This is a genomic window from Psychromicrobium xiongbiense (assembly GCF_030271165.1).
GTDB classification, from domain to species: domain Bacteria; phylum Actinomycetota; class Actinomycetes; order Actinomycetales; family Micrococcaceae; genus Renibacterium; species Renibacterium xiongbiense.
In genome coordinates this window covers 41,969-56,884 of the sequence record NZ_JASSZH010000005.1, presented here as the reverse complement: position 1 = coordinate 56,884, position 14,916 = coordinate 41,969, and the positions used below count along the sequence as shown (strand labels likewise).

Genomic DNA, 14,916 nt, shown 5'->3' with positions numbered 1-14,916 from the left:
ATCGAAAAAGCACTGCCAGGCAGACCCGCCAGGAAAAACCGGTCAGAAATTCCGCAAGAAATGAGAGAGATGTCCCACCTCGCCAGCATCCGCCAGACCCTCGAATCCTGGAGCCCGCTCAGCGAGTCCCAGCGGGTGCTCCGCGATGACTATCTGACTTTTCTTCAGACCACCGGTGCGGCTGGCCTGGAACGGGCGGGCGATCCCCGGCATCTGACGGCCAGCTGCTTTGTGTTCTCGCCGGATTTCCGCCAGATCCTGCTGTGCTTTCACGGCAAAGGGAACTTCTGGGTCCAGCTGGGTGGACATCTGGAACCCGATGACGCCTCGTTAGCGGCCGCCGCACTCCGGGAATGCCGCGAGGAGAGCGGCCTGGAGCAGCTGGAGCTGCTCTCCCCGCTTCCCCGGGACCTTGATCTGCACCCGCTGAGCAGCGCTTTCGGCAGCTGCCGGGCTCATTTCGATGTGGGGATGGCCGCCATCGCCGACCCCACCGCGCCGCTGGTGATCAGTAGCGAAAGCCGGGACCTGCGCTGGTGGCCCGTCGATGGGCTTCCGCCGACCGCGGCTCCGAGCATGCCGACCCGGATCACCCAGACACTGCGCGAGATCAGGGCTCAAGCGGAGCTGGCGGCGGAGGCCTAGTTCTTCGTCACCTCGAGCTCGATGACGGCCCAGGACAGCTGCGGCAGAGTCGCCCGCAGCTCGGCCCCGGTGGCACTGACGCCTGCCAGCGGCTTCAAGGTGACGGCGTTCTGCGCAGACTCGGTGTTGGCCAGGAACCGGTCTGCTCCGTCCGGCACCCGCAGGACCTCTGCGCGGATCACGCGTTGAACGGAAAATCCACGTAGTGCAACTTCCAGGTCGCGCTCACATCCACCAGGTCACTGCTGTCGAAGCGGGCGTTGTCATACTGATCCGATGCGATGGACGGTCGCAGGATCTGACCTGTGGCGAGCTCAGCCATCCGGGCAAAAGGATAGAAGATGCTCTGCCGCCAGGCCGGTCCGTTCGGCTCGCAGCGGATCGGCGCAATCACGTTGACCAGCTGGGCCTGGTTGGCAATCTTGACCCGGTCACCGCGCCGTAGCAGGGAATTCAGCAGCGTTCCGACCACCACGGCATCCGTGACGTTGTACTGATCCTCAATGACCCGCGGGTGCTCCCGCCATCCCGCCTTCACCACCCGGTGCGGTTGATCCTCGCGGTCCAGCCCCCGCTCGTACCAGACGTTCCATTCGTCAAAGGAGAGATTGATGTGCTTCTGATGTTTGCCTCTGGCCCGGACGCCATCCGCCGTGGCCACGACGGACTCGATGAATGTAGTTCATGTCCACCGCGCTGGCCAGAAAACTGGCGGCATCGCCATCGTGCTCCTGGTAGTACGCATGCAGCGAGACATAGTCGACCACATCGTAGGTATCGCTGAGGACCGTTTGCTCCCGGGCGCCGAAGGTCGGCATCCCGGAGTTTGAGCTGCCGCAGGCGACAAGCTCGATGTCCGGATCCACGAACCGCATCGCCTTGGCTGCCTCCTGGGCCAGCCGGCCGTACTCCTGCGCAGTCTTGTGACCGCTCTGCCAGGGCCCGTCCATCTCATTGCCCAGGCAACACAGCTTGATGTTGAACGGATCCCTGGCGCCATTTTTGATCCGCAGGTCCGAGAGGTAGGTCCCACCCGGATGATTGGCGTACTCGACCAGTTCCCGGGCGGCATCGACACTTCGCGTGCCCAGATTGATCGCTTCCATCACCTCCACGCCCGCCTGAGCGGGCCACCGTCGCACCCAACTCCCTGACCAGGGAGAGGACGTCCTGGCGGTAGCCATGCTCATCCGCCTACGAATGGCCCGGCTCATAGATGCCGGTGCACACACACCGCCCCATATGTTCAACGAAGAATCCGAACAGCCTGCGGGGCACCTCGCCCAGGGTGAAGTCGCGGTCAATGCTGATCCGTGCATGGGACATGGTGTCGATTCTGCCACGTGGTCGTTTCCGGCGGCAGGGTCTCAATGTCAGATCAGTCCGAGTTCCGTGAAGGCCGTGACCAGCCCTTCTTCGCGCGGCGGTGGCGCTGTGCGATCAGCCAGGGTAAGCGGTTCCGGGCTGGACCCTTCAATGGCGATGCCGTCGGCCTTGGTGATCCCCTGCTGGTACAGCTCTCCGGCGTGCTTGCCCTCCCCCCCATCAGGGAATTGCCCACGACGGCGATACCGTCCCCGATCTCCGTGACCAGGCGTTCCATCGGCACCCGAGACTCAAAGACCCCGATTTTTGCAAAGGGTGTGAGGGCCAGGTCTTCCGAGGAGCTCAGCGAACCCAGGATGCCGCTGGCGCCCTCCTCAGGGGCGGAGGACGCCTGCCGGAAGTGCTCGAGTATGTCAACCCTATTTGGCCCCGGTAGGACGGTTACTTCTGGCCCCGGGGGAACTAAGTTCTCGTGTTTGGCTTGGTGCCGGGTACTCCTGTCCGACGTGCGGGTCTTGCGCGTGTGCCGCCGCCGGCTATCGCGGCGAGCTGCGCCATAATCGGTGGATTGGTCGCAGCGGCCCGTCGGCGGTCTTTGGCTTGGACCGAAGGCCACGGTTCAGCTTGCCGGTATGTTCGCCTCAGAGCTGCGCGGCGACCTTCTGCGCGGTCTCCTTCGCGGAACCGGGGTTCTGGCCGGTGACGAGCTTGCCGTCGGTGACGGCGTAGGAGACGAACGGCAGCTTGGCCTTCTGGTACAGGGCGCCGCGCTTCTTCATCTCCTCCTCCGCATTGTAGGGCACGAGCTTGTCGACCCGCGCGAGGACCTCCTCCTGCCAGGCGAAACCCGTGAGGTGCTTGCCGTCGACCAGCAGAGTCCCGTCCGTGAGGCGGACATTGAGCAGACCGCAGTAGCCGTGGCAGACGGAGGACACGACCTTGCCCTGCTCCCACAGTTCGCGGGTCAGCCTTTGCAGGCCTTCGCTGTCGGGGAGGTCGTACATGACCGCGTGACCGCCCGTAAAGTAGATCGCGTCGAAGTCCTCCGCGTTCACCTGCTCCGGGCTGAGCGTATTCTCCAGCAGCGCCATCCGCTCGGGATCGGCGTGCCAGGCCTTGGCGGATTTGTCGTAGCTCGGGAACTTCAGCGAGCGGGGCTCCAACGGCACCTTTCCGCCCTGGGGGCTGACGATGACCTGCTCGAAACCGTGTCCCTCGAACACCTCCCAGGCGTGGGTGAGTTCGGAGAGCCAGAGGCCGGTGGGGTGGTCCGGATCGTCGTAGTGGCTGATATTGGTGACGACGTGCAGGATGCGCTTGATCATGGTCCGTCCTTATCTCTCGTGCGTGCGTTACTTGTTGTTCAGAGCCTTCAGGGCTTTCAGTGCCCGGGTCAAGAGGCGGGCCCAGGCCTCGGGAGCCATCCCCCGCGGCGCGGTGAATCCCTGCAGGCGCTGCTGGGCGATCGTCTGTGCCTCGGTGTACTTCAGCAGCCCGTCGGCTCCGTGCCGACGTCCGACGCCGGAGTCCCCCATGCCGCCCATCGGAGCATCGATGCTGCCCCACGCCGCCGCGAAGGCCTCGTTGACGTTGACCGTCCCGGTGTGCAGGCGCGCGGCGACGGAACGTGCGCGGGCGCCGTCGCGCCCCCAGACGCTCGCGTTGAGTCCGTAGGGTGAGTCGTTTGCCATCCGGACGGCGTCGTCCTCCGGCCAGGACGCGGGCGCCTTTGTCCACGGCGTCCTGGACGTGCCGAGTCACGGTGTCCAGCTGGGACGGGGTGGACAGGCTGCCGACGTCCATGGACCAGTCGTAGGCACCGCCGACCGTCAGCTGCTTCGTCGCCGCGACGAATCGGGAGGCGAACTCCTCAAGGAGCGCGTCCGGCACGTACATCCGCTCGATCGACACGCACAACTGGCCCGCGGAGGGGCATTGGGGACTCGTTAGGGCGAAAGTCCCCCTCTAACGAGGGGTTTTGCAATGCTCGAGGTGGAACTCGAAGTGCGTTCCACGCCTTCCGAACACTGGGAACTCCCGAAGACATTCCGACTACCGCCCATTCCGATACCAGTCTGGCCGAGTCTGACGGGCGGCAGGTGTGCTCAGCCCTCTTCTGAAAGGTGAGGCAGGCTTACCGTTCCACCAGATGCTTCGAGATCACGGCCGAGGAATCCCGGAGTTCGATGTTGCCTGCAGCAACTCCGACCACCAGGTCGAAGCCCTCGTCAGTCGTGAAGTCATGGCGGCAGCCGTTGATCCACAACAGCAACACCATGAGCGTCCAGGCGGTGCGCTTGTTGCCGTCAATCAGAGGATGGAAACGGGCCACCGACTCCAGCAACGCAGCCGATTTCATCGCCAACTCAGGATAGGCCTCAGCGCCCATGACCGTTGTCGCGGGCCGAGCCAAGGCCGAGGCGAGCAGGCCGATGTCGCGGATGTGGAACCCGTACCCGTCTATCACCTGCAGTGCGTCCTCGATGTCGAGGTACGCGGTCATGCGTCCTCAAGCCGCGTCAACAGCTCGGCGTCATGGCTCATGACGAAGTCCAGGCCCGCACCGATCTCACGCCGGCGCGCGTGGCGCTGCAGGACCAGCTCGGCACCCTGGAGGAGCAACGCCGACTTGGAGGTATGTTCCTCGGCGGCAAGCTGCTCAAGCCGCCGGTCAAGCTCTTCGGGAACACGCAGATTCATCGCCATATCCCCATGGTACCAAATTAGTACCAACCTTCATCGTCAGTCACGGCCCGTCCCACCCGGTAACGAATGACGTCATTGAGGAGTTCACGTTCCGCCAGCCGAATCAGGGCCTCCGGCCACAGCAACGCCCACCAACGAAAAAAGCCCCCGAAGGGGCCAATCCGTGAACATTTTGTCCACACTCAGGGGCCAAATAGGCCCCTGACCTGCGACAACGCTGTGCCCGAGGTGGGACTCGAACCCACACACCTTTCGATACTGCATTTTGAGTGCAGCGCGTCTGCCAATTCCGCCACTCGGGCATACCACCACGACGGCCGTTTTCTCGGTCGGCAACCTCCCGGAAACCATCGCGTGCGAAAATCTACTTTACATGCCGATAGGCTGATTGATGCAACTCATTGAGCACCACAAGGAGACCCACGTGTCTGAACCCCAAGAATCGCCCAACCCCCAGGCGCTCGCGCGACGCGTCGTCGTCGCGGAGGACGAGACGCTCATCCGCCTCGATATCATCGAGATTCTGCGCGGCGAGGGTTATGACGTGGTCGGGGAGGCTGACAACGGCGAGAAGGCCATTGAACTCGCCCGCGAACTCACACCCGATCTGGTCCTGATGGACGTCAAAATGCCCATCCTGGATGGCATCAGCGCCGCAGAGACGATCGCCAAAGAACGTATCGCACCGGTGGTGCTGCTCACCGCCTTCAGCCAGAAGGAGCTCGTCGAGCGCGCCAGCGAGGCTGGTGCCATGGCCTACGTCGTCAAGCCCTTCACGCCCGCGGACCTGATCCCCGCGCTCGAAATCGCACTCTCCCGCTATCAGGAGATCAAGGCCCTGGAAGCTGAGGTCACTGACCTCCAGGACCGTTTCGAGACCCGCAAACTCGTCGAGCGCGCCAAGTCGCTGCTGATCACCAAAATGGGTCTCACCGAGCCCGAGGCGTTCCGCTGGATCCAGAAGACTTCCATGGATCGCAGACTCAGCATGCGGGAGGTCGCAGAGACCATCATCAGCCAGGTCAACTGACTTAACGCCGATGGCGGGCACTCACCACACGGTGAGTGCCCGCCATCGGCGTTAAGACTGGTCCGCCCGTCAGGAAGCCAGACTCAGGAGCCGGAGCCCCAGAAGCCGACCTTCTCGCGGTTGCTGCGTCCGGTCTCCGAGAAATCGGCCAGATCACCGACCTTGTGGACCTTGACCGAGTTCGTCGAGCCGGCCTGTCCAGGAGGTGAACCGGCAGCGATGACGACCTCTTCGCCCAGCTCTACCAGGTGCTTCTCCAGCAGGATGGTGTCCACCTGTTCGGTCATCTCATCGGTATGGCGCACCATCGGAACCTGGATCGGCTGGATGCCCCAGGTCAGCGACAGCTGGTTCCAGACCCGTTCGTCCGGGGTGAACGCCAGAATCGGGCGGACCGGGCGCAGACGGGACAGCCGCCGCGCGGAATCACCGGACTGGGTGAAGGTGCAGATGTACTTCGCATCGAGCTGATCGGCAATCACCACGGCAGCCTTGGTGATGGCGCCACCACGGGTCTTGGGGTTGCTGCCCAGCGGTGGGATGCGCTCCAACCCGTGCCGTTCGGTCGACTCAATGATCTTCGCCATGGTCTGCACGGTGACGATCGGGTACTTGCCCACACTGGTCTCACCGGAGAGCATGACGGCATCCGCGCCATCGAGCACGGCGTTGGCGCAGTCAGAGGCCTCGGCGCGGGTCGGACGCGGGTTGTCAATCATCGACTCGAGCACCTGAGTCGCCACAATGACCGGCTTGGCCCAGCGACGCGCCAGTTCAATGGCCTTCTTCTGCACGATCGGTACTTCCTCCAGAGGAAGCTCCACACCGAGGTCACCACGGGCCACCATGATGGCATCGAAGGAGTCAATGATCTCGTGCAGGTGTTCAACCGCCTGCGGCTTCTCGATCTTGGCGATCACCGGCACCCGGCGGCCTTCTTCGTCCATGATCTCGTGCACGCGGTTGATGTCCGAGGCATCCCGGACGAAGGAGAGAGCGATCAGGTCAACGCCACGGCCGATGGCCCAGCGCAGATCGTCCTCGTCCTTTTCGCTCAACGCCGGAACGTTGACCGCTACGCCGGGCAGGTTGATGCCCTTGTTGTTGGAAAGCATTCCGCCCACCACCACTTCAGTGACCACCTTGACGGCGTCCACAGCGGTTGCGATCAGGGAAACCTTGCCATCGTCGATCAGCAGGGTGTCGCCGACCTTCACGTCTTCGGTCAGGCTCTTGAGCGTGGTGGAGCAAATATCCTTCGTGCCCACCACGTCTTCGGTGGTGATGGTGAAGACATCTCCCGGAACCACCAGGTGCGGCCCGTTCTCAAAGCGTCCCAGGCGAATCTTCGGTCCCTGGAGGTCAGCCATGATCGCCACCGGCTTGCCGAGTACCCCGGCCGCCTTGCGGACGTTTTCGTAGGTCCCCGTGTGAACCGAATAGTCGCCATGGCTCATGTTCATTCGTGCCACGTCCACGCCGGCTTCGAGCACCGCAAGGGTGTTCTCATAGCTGGAGATGGCCGGGCCAAAAGTTGCCACGATCTTCGCGCGTCTCATATCCCTACCTTAACTTGAGCGGGTTGTGCTCATATGACCTGGAGTTGTCTCTCCAGTGAATCTTCGGTGACGTCGGCCCAGAGCAATCGGTGCACCGGACCAGGAACAACGTGGAATCTTCTACAGCGGGCTGATGGCCACATCGGTGGGGGCCACCGGTGCTGGCAGAATCGTGGACCCGCTCAGATATTCGTCGACAGCAGCGGCGCAGGCCCGGCCCTCAGCGATCGCCCAGACGATCAGGGACTGTCCACGACCGGCATCGCCCGCTACGAAAATGCCCTCCGTCTCGGTCATGTAGTGGCCATCACGGGCCACGTTGCCGCGGGCATCGAAGGCCGCACCGACCTGCTCGGTGATTCCTGCCGGTTCCGCACCGGTGAAGCCGAGCGACAGGAAGACCAGATCCGCGGGGATCTCCCGCTCGGTGCCGGCCTTGGGCAAACGGCGGCCGTCAACGTATTCCGTCTCGGCAATCCGCAGGCCGGTCAGTACCCCGTCCTCCCCCAGGTACTCCACGGTGGAAGCCAGGTACGTCCGTTCCCCGCCCTCTTCATGGGCGCTTGCCACCTCGAAGAGGGTGGGGAACATGGGCCAGGGCTGATGCCCGGGTCGCTCCGACGGTGGCTGCTTGCCGATCGCCAGAGTCGTCACGGAGGCAGCCTGCTGACGGTGTGCGGTACCGAGGCAGTCTGCGCCGGTATCACCGCCACCGAGGATGACGACGTGCTTGCCACGCGCGTTGATCTGGTCGGCAACGGTTGCGCCCTCCTGGACGCGATTGGCCTGAACCAGGTAGTCCATGGCGAAGTGAATGCCCTGCAGTTCCCGGCCCGGAATGGGCAGGTCACGCGGCACCGTGGCACCGGTGGCGATCACCACGGCATCGTAGCGGCGCCGCAGCTGCTCCCAGGAGATGTCCTTGCCGATCTCCACCCCAGCACGGAACCGGGTGCCCTCGGCGCGCATCTGCTCCAGCCGACGGTCGATATGGTGCTTCTCCATCTTGAAATCAGGAATGCCATAGCGCAGCAGACCGCCGATGCGCTCATCGCGCTCATAGACCGCCACGGTATGACCGATCCGGGTCAGCTGTTGTGCAACAGCCAGTCCAGCGGGGCCGGAGCCCACGACGGCGACCGTATGACCGGTCAGCCGGGCAGGAGGCAACGGCGTGACCCAGTCGTTGTCGAAGGCCTCATCAATGATCGAGACCTCGATCTGCTTGATCGTCACGGCGGGCTGATTGATCCCCAGCACACAGGACGACTCGCACGGCGCAGGACACAGCCGCCCGGTGAATTCCGGGAAGTTGTTCGTCGCGTGCAGACGCTCAATCGCCTCTTCACCCTTGCCACGCCAGGTCAGATCGTTCCATTCCGGAATCAGGTTGCCCAGCGGGCAGCCCTGATGGCAGAACGGCACACCACAGTCCATGCAACGGCCGGCCTGGCTGCGCAGGATGCCTTTTTCCTGTGCTTCATAGACCTCTTTCCAGTCCATGATGCGCACCGGCACCGGACGGCGAGGCTGGGTCTGCCGTTCCCGGACTTTCAAAAATCCCCGTGGATCAGCCACCGGTCACCTCCAGAATCCGCTGCCAGACGACATCGCCGTCAGGGTCCAAACCTTCACCGCTCGCTTCCTCACGGGCCTTCAGCACTGCCGCGTAGTCCCGAGGCAGTACCTTGGTGATCCGGCCGAGGCTCGCCTCCGGATCCGCCAGGAGTCGTGCGGCCAGCAGCGAGCCGGTCTCCTCCTCATGCCGACGCAACAACGCCAGCACTTCGGCGGAATCCCCCTCGTTGAGCGGATGCAATTGCAGTTCGCCGGATTCCAGCGCCTGCTTATTGATCTTCGACTCGACCAGGTCCAGCACATACGCCACGCCACCGGACATTCCGGCGCCGAAGTTACGTCCGGTGCGGCCCAGAATGAGTGCCCGCCCCCCGGTCATGTATTCGCAGCCGTGATCGCCAATGCCTTCGACCACCGCGACGGCGCCGGAGTTGCGCACCAGGAAGCGTTCGCCCACCTGACCACGCAGGAAGATCTCGCCACTGGTCGCACCGTATCCGATGACGTTGCCAGCGATCACGTTCTGCTCCGCCGGGAAAGTGTTCGCCCGGTCCGGACGCACCACGATCCGTCCACCGGAGAGGCCCTTGCCGACGTAGTCGTTTGAATCGCCGTAGAGCCGCAAGGTGATCCCTGCCGGCAGGAAGGCGCCCAGCGACTGGCCAGCCTGGCCGGTCAGGGTGATGTCGATGGTGTCCGGGCCGAGCACGTTCACACCGAACCGCTTGGTGACCTCATGGCCGAGCATCGTGCCGACTGAACGGTCCGTGTTGACGATGGGCAGGCTGATCTTCACCGGGCTGCGGTCGGCCAACGCCTCCGCCGCCATCACCATCAGCTGCTGATCGAAGTGCTTCTCCAGCTCATGGTTCTGCGAGACCAGGTTCCGTAACGGGACATCGGCATCGAAGTTCTGACCTTCGAGCAGCGGCGCCAGTTCCAGTCCGGCCGTTTTCCAGTGGTTGACCGCCCGGTGGATGTCCAGCACATCGGCATGACCGATCGCCTCATTCAATGAGCGGAAGCCGAGTTCGGCCAGGATCTCACGGACTTCCTCGGCCAGGAACTCGAAGAAGTTCACCACGAACTCGGGCTTGCCAGAGAACCGGGACCGGAGCTCAGGATTCTGCGTCGCCACGCCCACCGGACAGGTGTCCAGATGGCAGACGCGCATCATCACACAGCCGGAGACCACCAGCGGCGCCGTCGCGAAGCCGTACTCCTCAGCACCGAGCAGCGCTGCAATGACCACATCGCGACCGGTCTTGAGCTGACCATCCACCTGGACAACCACCCGGTCGCGCAGGCCGTTGAGGATCAGTGTCTGCTGCGTCTCTGCCAGGCCCAGCTCCCAGGGAGCACCTGCGTGCTTGAGCGAGTTGAGCGGTGAGGCACCCGTGCCGCCATCGTGGCCGGAGACCAGCACCACATCTGCCTTCGCTTTGGTCACACCGGCGGCCACCGTACCGATGCCCACCTCGGAGACCAGCTTGACGTGCACCCGAGCCGAGGGATTGGCACGCTTGCAGTCGTAGATCAGCTGCGCCAGGTCTTCGATCGAGTAGATGTCGTGGTGCGGTGGCGGCGAGATGAGGCCGACGCCGGGCGTCGAGTGCCGGGTGGCAGCGATCCACGGGTAGACCTTCTGTGCCATCAGCTGGCCACCCTCGCCGGGCTTGGCTCCCTGCGCCATCTTGATCTGGATGTCGTCCGCGTTGGTCAGGTACAGGCTGGTCACGCCAAAACGCCCGGAGGCCACCTGCTTTACCGCGGAACGGCGTCGCGGGTCCAGAAGCCGGTCGATGTCCTCGCCACCTTCACCCGTGTTGGACTTGCCGCCCAACTGGTTCATGGCGATGGCGAGCGTCTCATGAGCTTCCTGGGAGATCGAGCCGTAACTCATCGCACCCGTGGAGAATCTCTTGACGATCTCTGAGACGGGCTCGACTTCCTCGATCGGCACTGCCGGGCGCTGACCGGCCTTGAAGCCGAGCAGCCCGCGGAGAGTCATCAGGTTTTCCGACTGATCGTCGATCGCCTTGGTGTAGTTCTTGAAGATGTCATAGCGGCGTTCCCGCGTGGCATGCTGCAACCGGAAGACGGTGTCCGGGTTGAACAGGTGAAGTTCGCCCTCGCGCCGCCACTGGTATTCGCCACCGCCGACCAGTGGCCGGTGAGCCTGCTCCACACCATCGGCCGGGTAGGCCATGGCATGGCGCGCAGCAACCTCGGCAGCGATCACGTCGAGACCGATGCCGCCCAGCTGAGTCCGGGTGCCCGCAAAGAATTCGTTGACCAGATCCTGGGAAAGCCCCAGCGCCTCGAAAGTCTGTGCGCCGCAGTAGGACGCCACCGTGGAGATGCCCATTTTGGACATGATCTTCAGCACGCCCTTGCCGAGCGCCTTGAGCAGATGATGCACGGCGTCCTGGGCACTGACACCGGTCAGATCGCCACAGCGCACCAGTTCCTCGACGCTTTCCATCGCCAGGTACGGGTTCACCGCAGCAGCACCATAGCCGATCAGTGCAGCGACATGATGCACCTCGCGCACATCCCCGGCCTCAACGATCAGCGCCGTCCTGGTCCGGTTGGCGCTGCGCAGCAGATGATGGTGCACCGCACTGATCAACAGCAGCGAAGGAATGGGAGCCCACTGAGCGTTGGAGTCGCGGTCGGAGAGCACCACATACTGCACGCCACGGTTGATGGCGCTGGAAACCTGCTCGCTGATCTCGTTGAGTCGGGCCCGCAGCGCTGCTGCGCCGCCATCGACCCGGTACAGACCGCGCACCTTGATCGAAAGCCGCTCGCCCGCCTGATCCCCGGCACTGGCCGGAGCTTCCAGGTTGGCGATCTTGGCCAGTGAGTCATTGTCGATCACCGGGAAGTCGACAGCCACCTGGGGCTGTCGGACCTGATGCCGCGCCAGCAGGTTACCCTGCGGCCCGATCGTGGTCTGCAAGGAGGTGACCAGTTCTTCACGGATGGCGTCCAACGGCGGGTTGGTCACCTGGGCGAAGGACTGCACAAAGTAGTCGAAGAGCAGCCGGGGGCGTTCGGAGAGCACAGCGATCGGTGTGTCCGAGCCCATCGCACCGAGCGGCTCGGCACCGGTGCGTGCCATCGGGGCCAGCAGGATGCGAAGCTCCTCCTGGGTGTAGCCGAAGGTGCGCTGGCGCAGGTTGACCGAGGCCGAGGTGTGCACCACGTGCTCGCGCTCCGGCAGGTCCTCCAGCCGGATCACGTTCTGCTCCACCCACTGAGCCCAGGGGTTGGCTGCGGCAAGCTCGGACTTGATCTCCTCGTCATCGACGATCCGCCCGGCCTCGGTGTCCACCAGGAACATCTTCCCAGGCGAGACGCGACCCTTCTTGACCACCTTGGCCGGCTCGATGCCCAGCACCCCGACCTCGGAGGCGAAAACGACCAGGCCGTCCTCGGTGATCCAGTAGCGTCCGGGGCGCAGGCCATTGCGGTCCAGCGTTGCGCCGACCAGGGTGCCGTCGGTGAAGGAGATCGCCGCCGGGCCGTCCCAGGGCTCCATGAGCAGGGAGTGGTACTCGTAGAAAGCCCTGCGAGCAGGATCCATCGCGGTGTGGTTCTCCCAGGCCTCCGGGATCATCATCATGATGGCGTGGGTCAGCGGACGTCCGGAGAGCCACAGCAGCTCGGCCACCTCGTCGAAGGAGGCCGAATCGGAGGCACCCGGGGTACAGATAGGGAAGAGTTCCTCCGGGTTGTCCCCCAGCAGCGGGCTGGACAGGGTGGCCTGGCGGGCACGCATCCAGTTGCGGTTCCCCTTGACCGTGTTGATCTCACCGTTGTGAGCCACCGTGCGGAACGGCTGGGCCAGCGGCCACGAGGGGAAGGTGTTGGTGGAAAACCGGGAATGGACGATGCCGAGCTTGGTCTTGAAGCGCGAATCAGACAGATCAGGGTAGAACGGTTCAAGCTGGGCCGTCGAGAGCATTCCCTTATAGACGATGGTCCGCGAGGACAGCGAGGGGAAGTAGACGCCCAGCTTGTTCTGCGCACGCTTGCGCACGCGCCAGGCGCGCGAATCGAGCACGTCTGCCACATTGGCACTCTCAGCGATCTCTTCGCCTTCGGGCAGAGCCAGGAACACTTGGCGGAACTGAGGCATGGCTGCGCGAGCCTGCTCCCCCACCAGATCCGCGACCACCGGCAACTGCCGCCAGCCCAGAACACGCAGGCGCTCTTCGGTGGCAATCAGCTCCAGCCCGTCGACCGCGGACTGTGCTTCGGCAGGCTGAACCGGCAGGAAGGCGGTACCCACCACATAGCGTCCGGCGGCGGGCAACTCGAAGTCGAGCACGCCACGGAAGAACTCGTCCGGAACCTGGGTGAGCAGGCCCGCGCCGTCACCGGTTCCCTCGTCGGCGCCCACCGCTCCACGATGTTCCAGAGCACGCAAAGCGGTCAGCGCGGACTGCACGATGTCGTGCCCCGCCTCGCCTCGCAGGGTGGCCACGATGGCCAGACCGCAGGCATCCTTCTCGTCCTCAGGGCTGTAGAGTCCTTGGGCAGCAGGCGCAACGGCGAATCGTTCAAATGGGGAACGCATCGCCTGCTTAAGTGCAGGAGGGCGTGGTGTCATAGCGTGGTCCTTCCCCCAGTCAGTGTCATACGGAGGGGACAACATCGGCCCCGTTCGCCTTCGGCAAATACACGAAAGCGTACAGATGTAGCAAGCTTCCTTATCGGAATTATAGGGCAGGGCTCACCCCGTGCACACCGGCCATCATGGGCGAAGCGCATCGTGAGTATCGGGTGCAGCACCTGACTCGTCGTCTACCCGGGGGTCAGTCGCGATTGATGCTTCGTCGATCTGATCCGGACTCGGATTCCGCTGTGTTGTCGGTCACCGAATGATCTTGGGCGAGACTACCATGGGTGTCCACAGCGGTCTCATCCTGAGACGGCGCGTCCGCATCATGGACGTCCTTCTCATCTCCTGAGGCGGCCCTGGACCCGGCCTCCCCGGGAGCCTCCTTCCTCGGCTCAGCCGTGGGCTGACGCTCAGAATCTGCATCCTCGGCGTCAGTTTCGTCCGTTGCGGCCGGGGCGTCCGGCTCTACCGCAGACTCCATAGCCGGTTCACGCAACAACACCGAATTGTCCCGTTCGGACAGCGTTCCCCGCTTCTTCCTGACCCGATGAATCACGGTCAGCACCACGAAGATCAGCAGCGCCGCCAGGAACACCAGAATCGAGGTCCAGACGTTCAGTCGGGTGGTGAGGCCGAACAGGGTGATCTGCTGGGCATCGTCAATCCGCAGGGCCTCAATCCAGACGCGGCCTGCGGTGTAGTACATCGCGTAGAGCCAGAAGAGCCGACTGTCCCGGAACTTCAGCTTCCGGTCCAGGAGGAGCAGCACGACCACACCCAGAATGTTCCAGATCATTTCATAGAGGAACGTGGGGTGGAACAGCGTGTCCGCCGGGTAATTGTGCGGAAAATTGGGACTGTTCGGGTCCACTTGCAGGCCCCAGGGCAGCGTGGTGGGCCCACCGAACAGCTCCTGGTTGAAGTAGTTGCCCCAACGACCCAGAGCCTGAGCCAGCAACAACCCCGGCGCAGCAGCGTCCAGCAGAGCGCTGAGCTTCACGCCCGCGCGTCGGCAGCCGATCCAGGCACCAAGCACACCGAGCACGACGGCGCCCCAGATGCCCAGTCCGCCTTCCCAGATCTGGATGATCTTCCACGGTTCGCCATGGCCGTTGTAGCCGGGGCCGAAGTAGAGGTCCGGCGAGGAGAACACATGGTAGAGACGACCGCCGATGATGCCGAAGGGGATCGCCCAGATGGCGATATCCCAGAGCGATCCTTCTGGAGCACCGCGGCGCTTCCAACGCACCCCGGTGAGCCAGAGCGCCGCGATGATGCCGACCAGAATGCACAGCGCGTAGGCGTGAATCGTCCAGGAACCGCCTGGCAGCGGGATCACAAACCCGGACCACTGTGGGCTGGGAATACTTACCGGAGCGGTTGCCCCGGTAAGCCCGGCAAGGGTCGACATGGGCGCCGTGCTCAGGACTGAGAAGGAC

Annotated in this window: 9 protein-coding genes, 1 tRNA gene and 2 pseudogenes; 2 read left to right on the top strand and 10 right to left on the bottom strand. The window is 63.8% G+C overall.

Annotated features, from left to right (window positions below):
* Positions 1 to 69 precede the first annotated feature (69 nt).
* On the top strand, positions 70 to 645 hold the full coding sequence (locus tag QQM37_RS01410) for an NUDIX hydrolase (RefSeq protein ID WP_285724300.1): 576 nt from the start codon (positions 70 to 72) through the stop codon (positions 643 to 645).
* Here QQM37_RS01410 and QQM37_RS01405 read toward each other — a convergent pair.
* From QQM37_RS01405 to QQM37_RS01380, 6 genes and pseudogenes are all read right to left on the bottom strand, one after another.
* Positions 642 to 1,971: pseudogene (locus tag QQM37_RS01405) on the bottom strand (alpha-N-arabinofuranosidase). The gene QQM37_RS01410 and the pseudogene QQM37_RS01405 sit on opposite strands and share 4 nt — an antisense overlap.
* Before the next feature lie 641 nt (positions 1,972 to 2,612).
* The gene (locus tag QQM37_RS01400; RefSeq protein WP_285724298.1) at positions 2,613 to 3,296 is read right to left on the bottom strand and encodes a type 1 glutamine amidotransferase domain-containing protein; all 684 of its coding nucleotides are present in this window, start codon (positions 3,294 to 3,296) and stop codon (positions 2,613 to 2,615) included.
* A 27-nt stretch (positions 3,297 to 3,323) separates the two neighbouring features.
* A pseudogene (locus QQM37_RS01395) lies at positions 3,324 to 3,867 on the bottom strand (aldehyde dehydrogenase family protein).
* 238 nt (positions 3,868 to 4,105) lie between these two features.
* Positions 4,106 to 4,474: a type II toxin-antitoxin system death-on-curing family toxin gene (locus QQM37_RS01390; protein ID WP_285724297.1), complete on the bottom strand. Its 369-nt coding sequence runs from the start codon at positions 4,472 to 4,474 to the stop codon at positions 4,106 to 4,108.
* Positions 4,471 to 4,677 (bottom strand): ribbon-helix-helix protein, CopG family, encoded by a 207-nt coding sequence (locus QQM37_RS01385; RefSeq protein WP_285724295.1) that lies wholly within the window; start codon positions 4,675 to 4,677, stop codon positions 4,471 to 4,473. The genes QQM37_RS01390 and QQM37_RS01385 overlap by 4 nt, the downstream gene beginning before the upstream one ends.
* Positions 4,678 to 4,897: 220 nt before the next feature.
* Positions 4,898 to 4,979 (bottom strand) — tRNA-Leu (locus QQM37_RS01380).
* A gap of 122 nt (positions 4,980 to 5,101) precedes the next feature.
* Between QQM37_RS01380 and QQM37_RS01375 the strand changes: the two genes are divergently transcribed.
* Positions 5,102 to 5,707, top strand: coding sequence for an ANTAR domain-containing response regulator (locus QQM37_RS01375; protein WP_285724293.1), 606 nt, complete (start codon positions 5,102 to 5,104; stop codon positions 5,705 to 5,707).
* Between the two features lie 83 nt (positions 5,708 to 5,790).
* On the opposite strand, the gene pyk is transcribed toward QQM37_RS01375, so the two are convergent.
* From pyk to lgt, 4 genes are all read right to left on the bottom strand, one after another.
* Positions 5,791 to 7,266, bottom strand: a complete 1,476-nt coding sequence (gene pyk, locus QQM37_RS01370; protein ID WP_285724291.1) for a pyruvate kinase — start codon at positions 7,264 to 7,266, stop codon at positions 5,791 to 5,793.
* Between the two features lie 120 nt (positions 7,267 to 7,386).
* Positions 7,387 to 8,844, bottom strand: a complete 1,458-nt coding sequence (locus QQM37_RS01365) for a glutamate synthase subunit beta (protein WP_285724289.1) — start codon at positions 8,842 to 8,844, stop codon at positions 7,387 to 7,389.
* Positions 8,837 to 13,465, bottom strand: coding sequence for a glutamate synthase large subunit (gltB, locus tag QQM37_RS01360; RefSeq protein ID WP_285724287.1), 4,629 nt, complete (start codon positions 13,463 to 13,465; stop codon positions 8,837 to 8,839). The genes QQM37_RS01365 and gltB overlap by 8 nt, the downstream gene beginning before the upstream one ends.
* Before the next feature lie 205 nt (positions 13,466 to 13,670).
* Positions 13,671 to 14,888, bottom strand: coding sequence for a prolipoprotein diacylglyceryl transferase (lgt, locus tag QQM37_RS01355; RefSeq protein WP_285724561.1), 1,218 nt, complete (start codon positions 14,886 to 14,888; stop codon positions 13,671 to 13,673).
* Positions 14,889 to 14,916: the final 28 nt, after the last annotated feature.

What these genes read in the sequence shown, in the direction of transcription:
- QQM37_RS01410 (WP_285724300.1), top strand. Translation starts at nt 70, where the DNA reads ATGTCCCACCTCGCCAGCATCCGCCAGACCCTCGAATCCTGGAGCCCG.
- QQM37_RS01400 (WP_285724298.1), bottom strand. Translation starts at nt 3,296, where the DNA reads ATGATCAAGCGCATCCTGCACGTCGTCACCAATATCAGCCACTACGAC.
- QQM37_RS01390 (WP_285724297.1), bottom strand. Translation starts at nt 4,474, where the DNA reads ATGACCGCGTACCTCGACATCGAGGACGCACTGCAGGTGATAGACGGG.
- QQM37_RS01385 (WP_285724295.1), bottom strand. Translation starts at nt 4,677, where the DNA reads ATGGCGATGAATCTGCGTGTTCCCGAAGAGCTTGACCGGCGGCTTGAG.
- pyk (WP_285724291.1), bottom strand. Translation starts at nt 7,266, where the DNA reads ATGAGACGCGCGAAGATCGTGGCAACTTTTGGCCCGGCCATCTCCAGC.
- gltB (WP_285724287.1), bottom strand. Translation starts at nt 13,465, where the DNA reads ATGACACCACGCCCTCCTGCACTTAAGCAGGCGATGCGTTCCCCATTT.
- lgt (WP_285724561.1), bottom strand. Translation starts at nt 14,888, where the DNA reads ATGTCGACCCTTGCCGGGCTTACCGGGGCAACCGCTCCGGTAAGTATT.